This window comes from Herbidospora yilanensis (assembly GCF_001570565.1).
Classification (GTDB): domain Bacteria; phylum Actinomycetota; class Actinomycetes; order Streptosporangiales; family Streptosporangiaceae; genus Herbidospora; species Herbidospora yilanensis.
Window position 1 is genome coordinate 52,401 of sequence record NZ_BBXE01000041.1, and the last position, 13,454, is coordinate 65,854.

13 protein-coding genes are annotated in these 13,454 nt (G+C 71.3%); 11 read left to right on the top strand and 2 right to left on the bottom strand.

Going from position 1 to position 13,454, the window contains the following annotated elements; genetic code table 11:
* Positions 1-77: 77 nt before the first annotated feature.
* Positions 78-908: a non-homologous end joining protein Ku gene (ku, locus tag AW273_RS31085; protein ID WP_062356054.1), complete on the top strand. Its 831-nt coding sequence runs from the start codon at positions 78-80 to the stop codon at positions 906-908.
* 14 nt (positions 909-922) lie between these two features.
* On the opposite strand, the gene AW273_RS31090 is transcribed toward ku, so the two are convergent.
* Entirely contained in the window at positions 923-1,267 is a 345-nt protein-coding gene (locus tag AW273_RS31090; RefSeq protein WP_062356058.1) for a hypothetical protein, read from the bottom strand.
* A gap of 141 nt (positions 1,268-1,408) precedes the next feature.
* Positions 1,409-1,969: a hypothetical protein gene (locus AW273_RS31095; RefSeq protein WP_062356061.1), complete on the bottom strand. Its 561-nt coding sequence runs from the start codon at positions 1,967-1,969 to the stop codon at positions 1,409-1,411.
* A gap of 184 nt (positions 1,970-2,153) precedes the next feature.
* On the opposite strand from AW273_RS31095, the gene AW273_RS31100 reads away from it, so the two are divergent.
* From AW273_RS31100 to AW273_RS31140, 10 genes are all read left to right on the top strand, one after another.
* Positions 2,154-3,041 (top strand): alpha/beta fold hydrolase, encoded by an 888-nt coding sequence (locus tag AW273_RS31100; protein WP_269750273.1) that lies wholly within the window; start codon positions 2,154-2,156, stop codon positions 3,039-3,041.
* A gap of 65 nt (positions 3,042-3,106) precedes the next feature.
* Positions 3,107-4,288, top strand: a complete 1,182-nt coding sequence (gene moeZ / locus AW273_RS31105; protein WP_062356064.1) for an adenylyltransferase/sulfurtransferase MoeZ — start codon at positions 3,107-3,109, stop codon at positions 4,286-4,288.
* 32 nt (positions 4,289-4,320) lie between these two features.
* A complete protein-coding gene (locus AW273_RS31110; RefSeq protein WP_232327686.1) occupies positions 4,321-5,040 on the top strand; it encodes a hypothetical protein in 720 nt (239 codons plus the stop codon).
* A complete protein-coding gene (locus AW273_RS31115; RefSeq protein ID WP_232327687.1) occupies positions 5,034-6,233 on the top strand; it encodes a S8 family serine peptidase in 1,200 nt (399 codons plus the stop codon). The genes AW273_RS31110 and AW273_RS31115 overlap by 7 nt, the downstream gene beginning before the upstream one ends.
* An 88-nt stretch (positions 6,234-6,321) precedes the next feature.
* Positions 6,322-7,119 (top strand): hypothetical protein, encoded by a 798-nt coding sequence (locus AW273_RS31120; protein WP_083950180.1) that lies wholly within the window; start codon positions 6,322-6,324, stop codon positions 7,117-7,119.
* Positions 7,113-8,240, top strand: a complete 1,128-nt coding sequence (locus AW273_RS31125; RefSeq protein WP_062356074.1) for a S8 family serine peptidase — start codon at positions 7,113-7,115, stop codon at positions 8,238-8,240. Before AW273_RS31120 ends, AW273_RS31125 begins: the two co-directional genes overlap by 7 nt.
* A gap of 67 nt (positions 8,241-8,307) precedes the next feature.
* Positions 8,308-8,667 carry a hypothetical protein gene (locus AW273_RS31130; RefSeq protein ID WP_062356077.1) on the top strand — a complete coding sequence of 120 codons (360 nt, stop codon included), beginning with the start codon at positions 8,308-8,310 and terminating at the stop codon, positions 8,665-8,667.
* A complete protein-coding gene (locus AW273_RS36685; protein ID WP_083950181.1) occupies positions 8,664-8,969 on the top strand; it encodes an MGMT family protein in 306 nt (101 codons plus the stop codon). Before AW273_RS31130 ends, AW273_RS36685 begins: the two co-directional genes overlap by 4 nt.
* 51 nt (positions 8,970-9,020) lie before the next feature.
* Positions 9,021-11,909, top strand: coding sequence for a CDP-glycerol glycerophosphotransferase family protein (locus AW273_RS31135; protein WP_083950182.1), 2,889 nt, complete (start codon positions 9,021-9,023; stop codon positions 11,907-11,909).
* A gap of 40 nt (positions 11,910-11,949) precedes the next feature.
* On the top strand, positions 11,950-13,440 hold the full coding sequence (locus AW273_RS31140; RefSeq protein ID WP_083950183.1) for a beta-N-acetylhexosaminidase: 1,491 nt from the start codon (positions 11,950-11,952) through the stop codon (positions 13,438-13,440).
* Positions 13,441-13,454: the final 14 nt, after the last annotated feature.

The window sequence follows — 13,454 nt, forward strand, 5'->3', positions numbered from 1 at the left end:
AGGGGGTATGTGCCCATTAGGTAAGTCATCCGAATCCCGGCATGGCGATATTCGAACACAGAGACGAGAATGTGGCTATGCGCAGCATCTGGAAAGGCGCCATCTCGTTCGGCCTGGTGACGATCCCCGTGAAGCTCTACTCGGCGACCGAGCAGAAGGACGTCTCCTTCCACCAGGTGCACCGGGAAGACGGCGGCCGCATCCGATACAAGCGCGTGTGCACCGTCGACGGGGAAGAGGTCGCCTACGCCGACATCGCCAAGGGCTACGAACTGCCCACCGGCGACATGGTGGTGCTGACCGACGACGACTTCGCCGACCTGCCGCTGTCGAGTTCCCGCCGCATCGACGTCCTCCAGTTCACCCCGGTGGAGCAGATCGACCCCATCTACTTCGCCAAGTCCTACTACCTGGAGCCCGACGCCCAGGGCGCGAAGCCCTATGTGCTGCTGCGCGACGCCCTGGAGCGGTCGGGTCAGGTCGCGATCGTGAAGGTCGCGCTGCGCCAGCGCGAGTCGCTGGCCACCCTGCGGGTGCGTGACGGGATCTTCGTCCTGGAGACGATGCTCTGGCCCGACGAGGTGCGCACCGCCGACTTCCCGTTCCTCGACGAGGACATCGACCTGCGCCCGCAGGAGCTCAAGATGGCCGAGTCGCTGATCGAGACGATGGTGGCCGACTTCGACCCGGGCGAGTACAAGGATGCGTACAGAGAGGCGCTCCAGGAGGTCATCGACGCCAAGGTGGCCGGGCGCGAGGTCGTGCCGGTCGAGGCGCCGGCCGAGGCGGGCCCCGCCGTCGACCTCATGGCCGCCCTTCGGGCCAGCGTCGACGCCGCGAAGCGCGAGCGCGAGGGCGCCCAGAAGAAGAAGGCGGAGCCCAAGAAGAAGGCCCGCAAGACCGCTTAGCGGCGCTCGTCGCGTCAGAGGTCGAGCTCGAACCTGTTGCCTCTCCTCAGGTAGGCGTCCTGGGTGTAGCCCACGCGGCCGTTGCCGACGCCGACGACCCGGCGCCATTTGCCGCCCTCGCCGAAGAGCCGGCAACTGCCGGTGATGAAGTCGCCGAGGTTGTAGAGGTCGTCAACGATCTTGCTGCTGACGTTGGGCTCCGTATGGACCGGGGCGGCCGCGTTGAACATGCTCTTGGCGCCCCTCATGAGCTGATAGGAGCAGGCCTCCGCGTGCGCGGGGGTGGCCGCCGCGGTCACGAGGGTGCCGGAGGCGAGGGCCGCCGCGACGGCGATACCAGTCAGACGGGTTATCATCATCACTCCCAGTAATCAATGTGGTGCTCTGGGTGATAACCCTGCGTGACCAAACGAAACGTGCCGCGATGACCGGAGTCATCGCGGCACGATCGTCGCCGGGATCTCAGAAGACCACTCAGGTCATTCCGTGATCAGGTCCTGCTAGTTGCGGTGCCAGCGGTACTGCTTGTGGAGGTGCCAGCCCTCCGTGAAGCCGGTACGCGGGCTCCAGCGGTGACGCTTGAAGTGCGACTTGACCTTGTGGAAGTGGTGGCCGCCGTGGAAGCCGTGGCCCCAGTTGCCGCCCCAGTCGCCGTCGCCGCCGCCGTCCCAGCCGCCGCCGTCGCCGTCCCAGCCGCCGTGGTGGCCGCGGACCGGGTGGCACTTACCGATGGTGTAGCCACCCGCGTGCAGGTAACCGACGATCCGGCTGTGGTGGTGCGGACGGTGGTGCACCCGGATGTAGTGACGGAACCGGCCGGCCGGGAAGGCGCCGTGGTGCAGCTTCGGGTCGGCGTGGTGCGAGCCGTGCCGCACCTTGAAGACGCAGGTGTGGTTGTGGAAGTGGTGGTGGCCGTGGTGGCCGTGGCCGTGGCCCCAGTCGTCACCCGACCACTCGTAGCCACCGTCGCCGGCGGCGGCGGGAGTCGCGAGGGCGAGGACGGCGCCGCCGCCGACGAGGGCGGCGGTAGCCAGGGTGCTGGCGAGCTTCTTGAGCTGCATCAATTACTCCTTGTGATTGGCTGGTGCCTGATCGTGTTATGTCCTCACTCAGCGTGACAAAACGGGCAGTATCCGGCCTTTGCGGTCACTTAGCGTAGTCATGGAGTACGATGGGGTGGATTGTCCGTAAACGGCGGGAGGACGTGACGTGACAAACCCGATTCCCCCGGAGATTCCGGGCCCGGTGCCCGACTGGCCGAGCGACCGGGCCGATCTTGGCGATCTGCGGCTGAATTACCGATCCACGCCTGACGGGCCCCGGGAAAAGGCCGTGATGATCCACGGCCTGGCGGGCTCGGCGACCAACTGGACCGACCTGTCCGACCTGCTCAAAGACCAGGTGCGCACGTTCGCGCCCGACCTGCCGGGCGCCGGGTGGTCACCCGAGCCCGAAGACCGCGACTACTCGGTGTCCGCCCACGCGCGGGCCATGGTGCGCTTCATCGAATGGGTGGGCGGGCCGGTCCACCTGTTCGGCAACTCGCTGGGCGGGGCGGTGTCCGTGCGGGTGGCCGCGTGGCGGCCCGATCTGGTGAAGTCCCTGACCCTGGTCTCGCCGGCGCTGCCCGACCTGCTGCCCCGGGTGGGCCCGGCGCGGGTGGCCCTGTCGGCGGTGCCCGGCGTGGCCGAGTTCGTGGTGCGGCGGATGTCGGTGGCCGTGCCGCCGGAGAAGCGCATCCAGGCGACCATCTCCATGTGTTACGGCGACCTCGACTGCGTGCACCCCGACCGGCTGGCCGCCGCGATCGAGGAGCTGCGCCGCCGCGACGACCTGCCCTACTCCGCCTCGGCCATGATCGGTTCGGCCCGGGGCATCGTGCGCGAGTACTTCCGGCCCGACCTCTGGCGTGAGGCGGCCCGGGTCGAGGCCCCCACCCTGGTCATCCACGGGCGCCGCGACCGCATCGTCGACGCGCGCATGGCCAGCCGCGCCTCCCGCGTCTTCCGGGACGTCCGCATCGTGACGCTGCCCTGGGCGGGTCACGTGGCCCAGATGGAGTCCCCTCAGATCGTCGCCCGCGAGGCCCGTGCGCTGATTCGGGAATGCGCGGACGCGCCGGTTAGGTTGTGATGTGGAGCGCGCCCCCGCGGGGGCGCGAGCCTTACCCTCGAACGCCCTGAAACGGGAGTGGAACTGTGTCGTTGCCACCGCTGGTCGAGCCGGCCCCCGAGCTCACCGTCGACGAGGTGCGCCGCTACTCGCGCCACCTGATCATCCCCGACGTCGGGATGACCGGGCAGAAGCGGCTGAAGAACGCCAAGGTCCTGTGTGTGGGCGCGGGCGGCCTCGGTTCCCCCGCCCTGATGTACCTCGCCGCGGCGGGTGTGGGCACGCTCGGCATCATCGACTTCGACGTGGTCGACGAGTCGAACCTGCAGCGCCAGATCATCCACGGCCAGTCCGACGTCGGCCGCCTCAAGGCCGAGTCGGCCGCGGCTACCGTGCGCGAGATCAACCCGCTCGTCAACGTGGTGATCCACAATGTGGCCCTCACCACCGACAACGTGATGGACATCTTCTCGGGCTACGACCTGATCGTCGACGGCACCGACAACTTCGCCACCCGCTACATGGTCAACGACGCGGCGGTGCTGCTCGGCAAGCCCTACGTGTGGGGCTCGATCTACCGCTTCGACGGCCAGGCCAGTGTCTTCTGGGCCGAGCACGGTCCCTGCTACCGCTGCCTCTACCCGGAGCCCCCGCCTCCCGGCATGGTGCCGTCCTGCGCCGAGGGCGGCGTGCTCGGTGTGCTCTGCGCCTCGATCGGCTCGATCCAGGTCAACGAGGCCATCAAGCTGCTGACCGGCATCGGCGACCCGCTGGTGGGCCGTCTGATGATCTACGACGCGCTTGAGATGAAGTACCGCGACGTCAAGGTCCGCAAAGACCCCGAGTGCGTGTTGTGCGGCAAGAACCCCACGGTCACCGCGCTGCTCGACGACTACGAGGCGTTCTGCGGCGTCGTCTCCGACGAGGCCCAGGCGGCCGCGCAGGGGTCGACGATCACCGCGCTCGAACTCAAGAAGTGGCAGGACGACGGCGAGAACATCTACCTCGTCGACGTGCGCGAGCCGGGTGAGTACGACATCGTCAACATCCCCGGCGCCACGCTGATCCCCAAGGGCGAGTTCCTCAACGGCTCGGCCCTGGAGAAGATGCCGCAGGACAAGAAGATCGTCCTGCACTGCAAGTCGGGCGCCCGTTCGGCCGAGGTGCTCGCGGTGCTGAAGAGCGCCGGGTTCGCCGACGCCGTCCACGTGGGTGGAGGCGTGCTGAGCTGGGTCAAGACGGTAGACCCGTCTCAGCCGACTTACTGATACGACCCATCTGGCCCGGTTACAGTCGGTCCGTGACGGAAAGACGCAGTTGGCCGGCGCTCGTCGTGGCGTCGGCCCTCACCGTGAGCTGCGCGGTCGTCGCGGGGGTGGGGGTCAGTTCGGCGATGACCGAGCTGACCCGTGGCCCCACCAAGCAGGAGCGCCGCGCCGCCGCGGCCGAGGAACTGGCCCGCCGCTGGCGCACCTGGCCGGCCGGCCGGATCTTCCCCGAACGGCTCGCCTACACCTCCGAGCAGGGTGGCCGTGAGGTGGCCCGCCGGGTCGGCATCGGCCCCGAGACCGACTGCGCGCGGGCCGTCGACGCCGCGCTCCGGGCCCCGATGGACGAGGCCGGGTGCCGCGGCCTCGTCCGCGCCACCTATCTCGACGCCGTCGAGGGCGTCGTGGTGACCATCGGGGTGGCCGCCTTCCGCGACGACACCGCCGTGATGGCCGCCACCACCGCGCTGCCCCGCGAACACCGCCCCTCGCCCGGCCTGCGGCCCCTGGCCTTCGCCAAGACCGCCACCGAGCGGTTCACCGCCGCCGGTCGCCAGTACGGCACCTATCACCGCGCCGGGCCCTATCTCGTGATGGTCACCGCCGGGCAGGCCGACGGCCGTCCCGCCAAGGCCCTGGACCGGCCGCTGACCTCGATGTTCACCTTCACCGACGAGTTGTCGGAGCAGATCGCCCGCGGCCTCGTCACGCCCGCGCGCGCGACCTGCGAATCGGAGGGCTTCCTGTGCTGATCCGGGCCCTCGCGGTGGCGCTCCCGCTGCTCTTCCTCGCCGTCCCGGCCTACGCCGACGGGGTCCGGGGCGGGCAGACCGGCACGCTCGGCATGATCGGCATCGACCAGGCCTGGCGCGAGACCAAGGGCGACGGCGTGCTGGTGGCGGTGCTCGACTCGGGCGTCGACCCGGGCCATCGCGACCTCGCGGGGTCGGTCCGGGTGGGCCGCGACTTCACCAAGGGCGCCAACCCGCCCGGCGTACGGCCCCAGCGGCTGCACGGCACCTACATGGCCTCCCTCATCGCCGGCCACGGCCACGGTCCCGGCGGCCGGGACGGCGTGGTCGGGGTCGCCCCGGAGGCCGAGATCCTGTCGGTCCGGGTGATCCTTGAGGACGACGAGCCGGGCTTCAAGACGTTCAACATGGACGAGCGCTACGAGGGCGTGATGGCCAGGGGCATCCGCCACGCCGTCGAAGAGGGCGCCGACGTGATCAACCTGTCGATCGCCAAGGGCGCCGCGACGGAGGACGATCGGGCCGCGGTGGCGTACGCGATCTCGAACAACGTGGTGCTGGTCGCGGCGGCCGGGAACGACGGCGCCGAGGACACCGGTGGCCACTACTCCTACCCGGCCTCGCTGCCCGGGGTGATCTCGGTCGCGGCGGTGACGGGAACGATGCGGCGGGCCTTCTTCTCCACCCGCAACGCCTCGGTGATGCTGGCCGCGCCGGGGGTCGACATCCTGGGGGCCGGGCCCGGCGACGAATACTGGGTCGGCCGGGGCACGTCGCAGGCGACGGCTCTGGTGTCGGGTGTGGCCGCTTTGATAAAAGCGAAATATCCGAAGATGTCACCCGCGCTGGTGGCCCAGGCGCTCGCCGGCTCCGCCGTCGCACCCAAAGGCGCCGGCTACAACACCGGCACCGGCTTCGGCGTGGTGAACGCCGGCCGCGCGCTGGCCGCCGCCGCCCGGCTCGCCGGGCATAGACCGACGGCCTCCGGGAAGGAGGCCCACAATCCCGACCGCCCCTTCTCCACCGCCTCCCCGCAGCCGATCGCCATGGTGCGGCGCGACCACCGGATGATCACCCTCTACGGCGCGGCCGGCGTCGCCGGGCTCATCGGGGCAGGTGGCAGCGTCGCCGTGATCGTCGTCTGCGCCCGCAGAGCGCGGCGCAGGGAGGCTTCACCAGAAATCGCCACCTAGGAGACCTCTACCGAATCGTTGGCGTATGGAGTCTTCGGCGTAACATTGAGGAATGTCGCCACAGCAGCCGCGAGCCCAGCGAACGCGGGTGCGCCCATGGCCGGCCACACGCGGGCGCGCGGCGGCGGTCCAGGCAGCCAACGAGCGGCGGGAGCTCGAGAAGGGCATCCGCCGCCGGGGCATCGTCACGAGCCTGCTGACGGCCGCGGTGCTGGTGGCGGCCGTCAACGCGGTGATCGCCGGGGTCGGCATCGTCCAGGAGACCCGCTCCCGGCCCCTGACCGGCCAGGAACGCGCCGACTACGTGAAAGAGGACGTCGCGCGGCGCTGGCACGACTGGCCGGCGTCCATGGTCTTCCCCGACGAGCTCGAATACGTCGGCCTGGCCCGCTCGCAGCAGTTCGCCCGCCGGGTCGGCATCGCGCCCGAGATCCCCTGTTGGGCGGGGGTCGACCGATCGGTCGCCTCGGTCTTCCGCGAGGTGTCGTGCCGGTCGCTGCTCCGGGCGACCTATGTCGACCAGTCGGGCGCCTTCGCGATCACCATCGGCGTGGCCGTCATGGCCGACGAGGAAGCCCGCACCTCCGCCGCCGCCAAGCTGCCGATCGACGACCGGGTCGGGGTGCGGCCGGTGGCCTTCCCCGGCACCGTGACCGACCTGTTCGGCGCGGCCCAGCGGCAGCGGTCGGGCTGGGTCGGGGTGGGGCCGTACATCGTCTTCTACACCGCCGGGTACACCGACGGGCGGACCCGTGACGCGATCCCGCAGGAGGAGCTGTTGCACAGCGAGCTGTGGCCGACCGCGCAGGCCCTCGGCGGCCGGGTGGCCCGGTCGCTGGGCGAGGAGCCCGAGGTGCCGCGCTGCACCCAGGGGAACGAATGCTGAGGGCGGCCGCCCTGGCGGTGGCCGCGCTGCTCACCGTCGCGGCGGCCCCGGCGCCCCTCGACGACCTCGGCGTCGACGCCGCCTGGGCCCAGACCAGGGGCGCCGGGGTGACGGTGGCGCTGCTCCACGACCGCGTCGGCGAACCGGCCGAGCTCAAGGGCCGCGTCGTCCAGGCCCCCGACATGACGGGAACGTTGTTCGAGGGCGACGAGATGCGCACCAACGACTACTCGACCGTCCTGGCCGGGCTGGTCGCCGGGAACGGCGCCGGCGGCGGCCGGCAGGGCACCGCGCCCGAGGCCACGGTGTTGTCGGTGCCGATCACCTCGATGCCCCTCGAAGGAGGGGTGGTCGACCCCGAGGGCGCGCAGGGCGCCCCGCTCGACAGCCCGATCGCCCGCGGCGTGCGCTATGCCGTCAACCACGGCGCCCAGGTGATCGTGGTCCCGATGGGCATCTTCGGCGTCGGCCGGGTCGAGCGCGACGCCGTCGCCTACGCCCTCCAGCGCGACGTGGTGATCGTCTCGGGGGCGGGCGACATCGGCCAGTGGCCCTCGTCCACCACCAACGGCACCTCCTACTGGCAGTTCCCGGCCGGGTTCCCCGGCGTGATCGGGGTGGCCGCCGTCGACGACGCGGGCGTGCGCGCCCCGGCCAGCTCCGACAACCTCTCGGTCCTGGTCGCCGCGCCGGGCGTCCGCATCCCGGCGGGCCAGGCGGGCGGCCGGCCGCTGGCGGTGAACGGCACCCAGGCGGCGAGTGCCCTCGTGGGCGGGGTGGCCGCCTTGATCCGGTCCAGATTCCCCCGGTTGCCCGCCGAACTGGTCGCCCGGTCGATGTCCGACTCGGCCGGGCCCCACCCCGGGAACGGCTACGACGACAAGGTCGGCTTCGGCGTGGTGAACGCGGGCAAGGCGCTGAACCGGGCCGGTGAGCTGGCGAAATACCAGGAGACCGTGCCGGTCGCCGGCGACGTCTACTTCGGCGGGGGGCCGAAGTCGGCCGGTCCGCAGCCGCCCGGCCCCGACCCGCTCCGGTTGTGGGTCTTCGGCGCGGGAGCCGTGCTGAGCCTGGCCGCCTTCGGCCTTCTCGCGGGACTGCTGGCCCGCAGAAGGAGATGACGACTTAGAGGGAAACTTGCCCTTTCTCATCACAACAAGGGGCAAAGGTTCGCTATCGTCGCGCCTCATGGGTTACGAGCTGCGCGTCGAGCGTGAATCAGCGCTCGCCTACGCCGAACTCGTCCGGGCGCTGTCGGGCCATTCCGACCTAGAGGTGCGCGGATCGGCCGAGGCGGGAGAGGTCGTCGCGCGGCACGGCGACGACGGCCACCGGGTGGCCGAGTGGTCGGGCCGGTTGTTCGGCTCGCCCGAATCCGACTGGCACCTCGCCCACCTGGCGCGCGTCGCCGAGCTGCTGGGCGGGCGACTGGTCGGTGAGGACGGCGAGGTCTACGGCGTCCGCGACGGAATTCTGGAACAGGGCGACATCGAGTTCGGCAAGCTGGAGGACCTCCTCTACGCCGGACCGACGAGCTGGAGCCAATGAACGAACACCCGCCGCCGTTCGCCGACCGGGTCCTCGACCTGGTCGACCGGATTCCGCCCGGGAAGGTCATGTCGTACGGCGACGTGGCCGAATATCTCGGTGAAGGCGGGCCCCGGCAGGTGGGGCGGGTGATGGCCACGTGGGGCGGAGCCGTCTCATGGTGGCGCGTGATCAGAACCGATGGGAGCCCGCCGCCGGGCTTGGAGGCCGAATGTCTCCGCAGGTGGCGTACGGAAGGAACACCGGTGAAAGGGGAACGCGCATTGATGCGTGAGGCACGATGGGACGGAATCCCCCTTTAACCGGCATTACCATTTCTGAAACACCGGTCATCCGAAGGGTGGTGCCCCCTTATGACACCCGCTCGCCAGGGCGATTCCGTCGCCGATCGACTGCGGGCTGTCCAGGAGCTCTATGACCGGGGCGAGCCACTCGACGCCCTGGTGGAGCTCATCCGCGCAGAGGGCCTGAGCGGCGCCGAACGTGCCCGGCTCGACGCCGAGGTGCTGGCCGGTTGCCTGGGCGCCCGGCTCGACGCCGCCGCCAAGCGCGGGCCCGCCCGCAGGGCCCAGGCCATCGAGGTGCTGCGCCCCTATCTGGCCACCGTCGACCCGAAGGTCAAGCGTGACCTGCCGGTCGGCCGCCGGGTGGCCTTCCACCTGGTGGAGACCTCCGACACCAAGGCGCTCGCCGACGGCGACGCGCTGGCCAAGCTGGCCGCCGCGGCCGCCGAGCCGTCCCGCCGCGTCCGCAAGGGCCTGCGCTGGTACGCCGACCTCCCCGTGGAGGTCCCCGACCAGTCGCTGCTGCGCCTGCGCCCCGCCGACATGGTGCCCGTCACCCAGATCGACGACATCACCTGGGAAGGCGGCAGACTCCGCATCACCGGCCACGCCTATCTGGCCGGTCTGTCGGTGCGGTCGCGGCGCTTCAACCGGGCGACGGTGGTCCTGCGCGGTCCGCGCTGGCTTCCGCCGGTCACCCTGAAGACCACCCGGGTCTTCCGGCCCGAGGCCACCCACGACGCCCGCGAGCCGGGCTGCAACTACGACTGGGCCGGTTTCCAGGCCGAGCTCAACCCGTTCTCGCTGCGCTGGCGGGCCGGTGTGCGGGCGCTGGTCCGCGGCGGCAAGCGCATGCTCAAGCGGCGGCACACCGTCCAGGACACCACGACCTGGCGGGCCGAGATCGTGATCTGGTCGCGGGCCGCCCGCGCCAAGGGCGTGCTGCGCGGCCCGTCGATCGGCCGGGTCGAGCGGCCCGCCGGGCGCCGGACCCGCGACCGCTGGTGGGTGCGGCCCGTCTGGACCTCCGACAAGGCGCTCCAGGTTGTGCTCCAGCCCACCCGGGCCGAGCTGACCGGCGTCAAGCTCGACGGCGAGCAGATCGAGCTGACCGGCTTCCTGCCGGGACGTCCCGTCAGCAAGGGCAAGGCCCGCGTCGGCGGCCACCGCATGCCGGCCGAGTTCACCCCCGCCGAGGGCGGCAGCGTCTTCTCGCTCTCGCTGAGCGTGCAGACCCTGCTGACCGCCGACGCGCGGCGGCTCTGGGTCGAGCCCAAGGGCGACCCGGCGGCCTCGGTGATGCTGGAGGGCACTCCGGAGACCCGGCTGCTGCTGGGCGACCGCGAGATCACCGTCCAGGGCGACCGGCGCGACCGCGTGGTCATCTCCGGCCACAAGGTGCTGCCCGTCATCAAGACGATGGCCTGGCATGACGGCGCGCTCAAGCTGCGGGGCGAATACCCGGCCGAGGCCGGCGAGCGCGACCTGGTGCTGCGGCACCGGGGCGGGCTGACCTACCGGGTGCCGTTGCGCCGCGAGGGCACCGCCTTCGAGGTGGAGTTCGCGCCCGGCGCGATGCCCCGCTTCGGCGACACCACCCCGCTGGTCGAGGGCACCTGGACCATGTCGGTCGCCCCGCCCGGCAAGTACGGCCCCGCGATGGTCCCCGTCCGGGTCGACCACGCCGCCCTCGACACCATCGACGAGGAGCAGCGCACGGCCGGCGGCCGGGTCTACCGGTTCGTGGCCACCCGCTACGACGTGCCCGTCCTGGTGGCGGCCGAGGAGCGGCCCGGCGACGAGCGCAGCGCGGCCGGGGTGTGGGCGCTCAGCCGCACCTTCTACCCGGCCGAGAAGGCCAAGCCGATCCGCCAGGCCACCGTCTACGCCTCCTTCGACGGCCGGTCCTACTCCGACAATCCGCGCGCCATCTACGAGGAGCGGGTGCGCCGGGGCGACGAGGGCGAGCACATCTGGGTCGTCCGCGACGGCGCCTTCGTGCCCCCGGGCTCGGCGGAGCTCGGTCTCGGCGAGGGCATCGTGCCGACGGTCGTTCGGGAGGGCAGCCGGGAGCACTACGAGGCCCTGGCCCGCGCCCGCTACATCGTGGCCAACCAGTTCCTGCCGCCGTGGTTCCGGGCCCGCGACGACCAGGTCTACGTCCAGACCTGGCACGGCACCCCGGTCAAGCACATCGGCCGCGACCTGCCCCACATGCGGCGCGAGCCGCGCCCGCCGGTGTACGCCCGGCAGACCACCGAGGTCCGTCAGTGGGACCTGCTGATCTCCCAGTCGCCGTGGGCGTCGGGTGTGCTGCGCAAGGCGTTCGGCTACGAGGGCGAGCTGCTGGAGTGCGGCAACCCGCGCAACGACGTGTTGTTCCACCGCGACGCGCTGGCCCCGGCCATCCGCCGCAGGCTGGGCATCCCGGAGGGGAAGCGGGTCGTCCTGTACGCGCCCACCTTCCGCGACTGGGACCGCCGCAACGCGGCCGTCAAGCTCGACCTGGCCGACGCGCAGCGGGCGCTGGGCGACGACCACGTGGTGCTGGTCCGCGGGCACATGATGCAGGCGTTCCCGCACGTCCAGTCGTTCGGCGGGTTCGCGATCGACGTCACGACCTACCCCGACATGGCCGATCTGCTGGTCATCGCCGACGTGCTGGTCACCGACTACTCCTCCTGCGTGTTCGACTTCGTCGCCACCGGGCGGCCGGTCGTGTTGTTCACGCCCGACATCGACAAGTACAAGAGCAACCGGGGCCTCTACCTCGACCTGGAGGCCCAGCGGCCCGGCCCGCGCCTGGCCAGCTCGGCCGAGGTGGTCGAGGTGCTGCGCACCATCGACTCGGTCTCGGTCCGGCTCGCCGACCGCCACGCGGCCTTCACCCGCACGTACGCCCCGCACGACTCCGGGAAGGCCACCGCCCGCCTGGTCGACCACGTCTTCACCGGATAACGTTAAAGAAACTTTCCTATTGCCGCCGTCACGTGATCCAATGAGGGTCGTGTGGCGGCGGCTTTCGTTGGGACTGGTGATACTGGTGACGTCGTGTGGTTCGGGGACTCCGGCGGAATCCCGGCAGCTCTCCCTCGTGCCCTACCCCGCCTCCGTGACCCGGCTGGAGGAGGGCTTCACCCTCGAACCCGGCGACACGGTCACCTCGGCCGAGACGGCCGTCGCCGCCCAGCTCGTCGGCGGGATCAGGGCCGACACCGGCCTGGAGCTCGCGACCGGCCCCACGGGACGGATCAGGCTCGACCTGGACGCCCCCCAGGCCGGCCGCGAGGGCTACGAGCTCACCGTCGACCCCGACGGCGCCCGCATCAGCGCGGCCACCCCCGAGGGACTGTTCCGGGGCGCGCAGACCTTCCGCCAGCTCGCCCGCGAGCGGGCCGTCCCGGGGGTGCGCGTCAGCGACCGGCCCCGCTACGCCTGGCGCGGCGCGATGCTCGACGTCGCCCGCCACTTCCGCCCGGTGGCCGACGTCAAACGGTTCCTCGACCTGATGGCGGCGTACAAGCTGAACGTGCTCCACCTGCACCTGACCGACGACCAGGGCTGGCGCATCGCCGTCCCCGGCTGGCCCGGCCTGACCACGGTCGGCGCCTCGACCGAGGTGGGCGGCGGCCCCGGCGGGTTCTACACGGCCGCCGACTACCGCGAGATCGTGCGGTACGCCCAGGAGCGGTTCGTCCGGGTCGTGCCCGAGGTCGACGTGCCCGGCCACACCAACGCCGCGCTGGCCTCCCACCCGGAGCTCACCTGCGACGGGGTGGCGCCCGAACCGTACACGGGCATCAAGGTCGGCTTCTCGGCCCTGTGCCCCGGCAAACCGGAGACCGCCCGGTTCCTGAACGACGTGCTGAGGGAGCTGGCCGCCCTCACCCCCGGCCACCACCTGCACATCGGCGGCGACGAGGTCGAGAAGCTGAGCGAGCGCGAGTACGCCCAGATCGTGGAACTCGCCACCCGGGCGGTGACCGCCAACGGCAAGGAGGTCGTCGGCTGGCAGGAGGCGGGCGCGACGGTCCTGCCGCCGAACTCGCTGGTCCAGTACTGGCAGACCAACGGCGGGCCCGAAGACGTGGAACGCGCGGTCGCCCAGGGCGCGAAGGTCATCATGTCCCCGGCGAGCCGCGTCTACCTCGACATGAAGTACGACGACACCACCAGGATCGGCCAGACCTGGGCCGGCACGACCGAGGTCGACGACGCCTACGACTGGGACCCGGCCACCCTGATCGACGGGATCGGCGAAGACCGGATCGAGGGCGTCGAGATGGCCCTGTGGACCGAGACCGTCGTCACCATGAACGACGTCGAACTCCTGACCTTCCCCCGGCTCCCGGCCATCGCGGAGGTCGCCTGGACCCCGCAGTCGCAGCGCTCGTTCGACGCGTTCGCGGCCCGCCTCGCCCCGATGGCGACCGTCTGGGACCGATGGGGGGTCGACTACCACCGTTCACCGCGCATCGCATGGTCATGATCTGGTGCAATAGA

Bases quoted from the DNA above. Each gene is read 5' to 3' on its own strand.
- ku (WP_062356054.1), top strand. From the start codon at position 78: ATGCGCAGCATCTGGAAAGGCGCCATCTCGTTCGGCCTGGTGACGATC.
- AW273_RS31090 (WP_062356058.1), bottom strand. From the start codon at position 1,267: ATGATGATAACCCGTCTGACTGGTATCGCCGTCGCGGCGGCCCTCGCC.
- AW273_RS31095 (WP_062356061.1), bottom strand. From the start codon at position 1,969: ATGCAGCTCAAGAAGCTCGCCAGCACCCTGGCTACCGCCGCCCTCGTC.
- AW273_RS31125 (WP_062356074.1), top strand. From the start codon at position 7,113: ATGCTGAGGGCGGCCGCCCTGGCGGTGGCCGCGCTGCTCACCGTCGCG.
- AW273_RS31130 (WP_062356077.1), top strand. From the start codon at position 8,308: ATGGGTTACGAGCTGCGCGTCGAGCGTGAATCAGCGCTCGCCTACGCC.
- AW273_RS36685 (WP_083950181.1), top strand. From the start codon at position 8,664: ATGAACGAACACCCGCCGCCGTTCGCCGACCGGGTCCTCGACCTGGTC.
- AW273_RS31135 (WP_083950182.1), top strand. From the start codon at position 9,021: ATGACACCCGCTCGCCAGGGCGATTCCGTCGCCGATCGACTGCGGGCT.
- AW273_RS31140 (WP_083950183.1), top strand. From the start codon at position 11,950: ATGAGGGTCGTGTGGCGGCGGCTTTCGTTGGGACTGGTGATACTGGTG.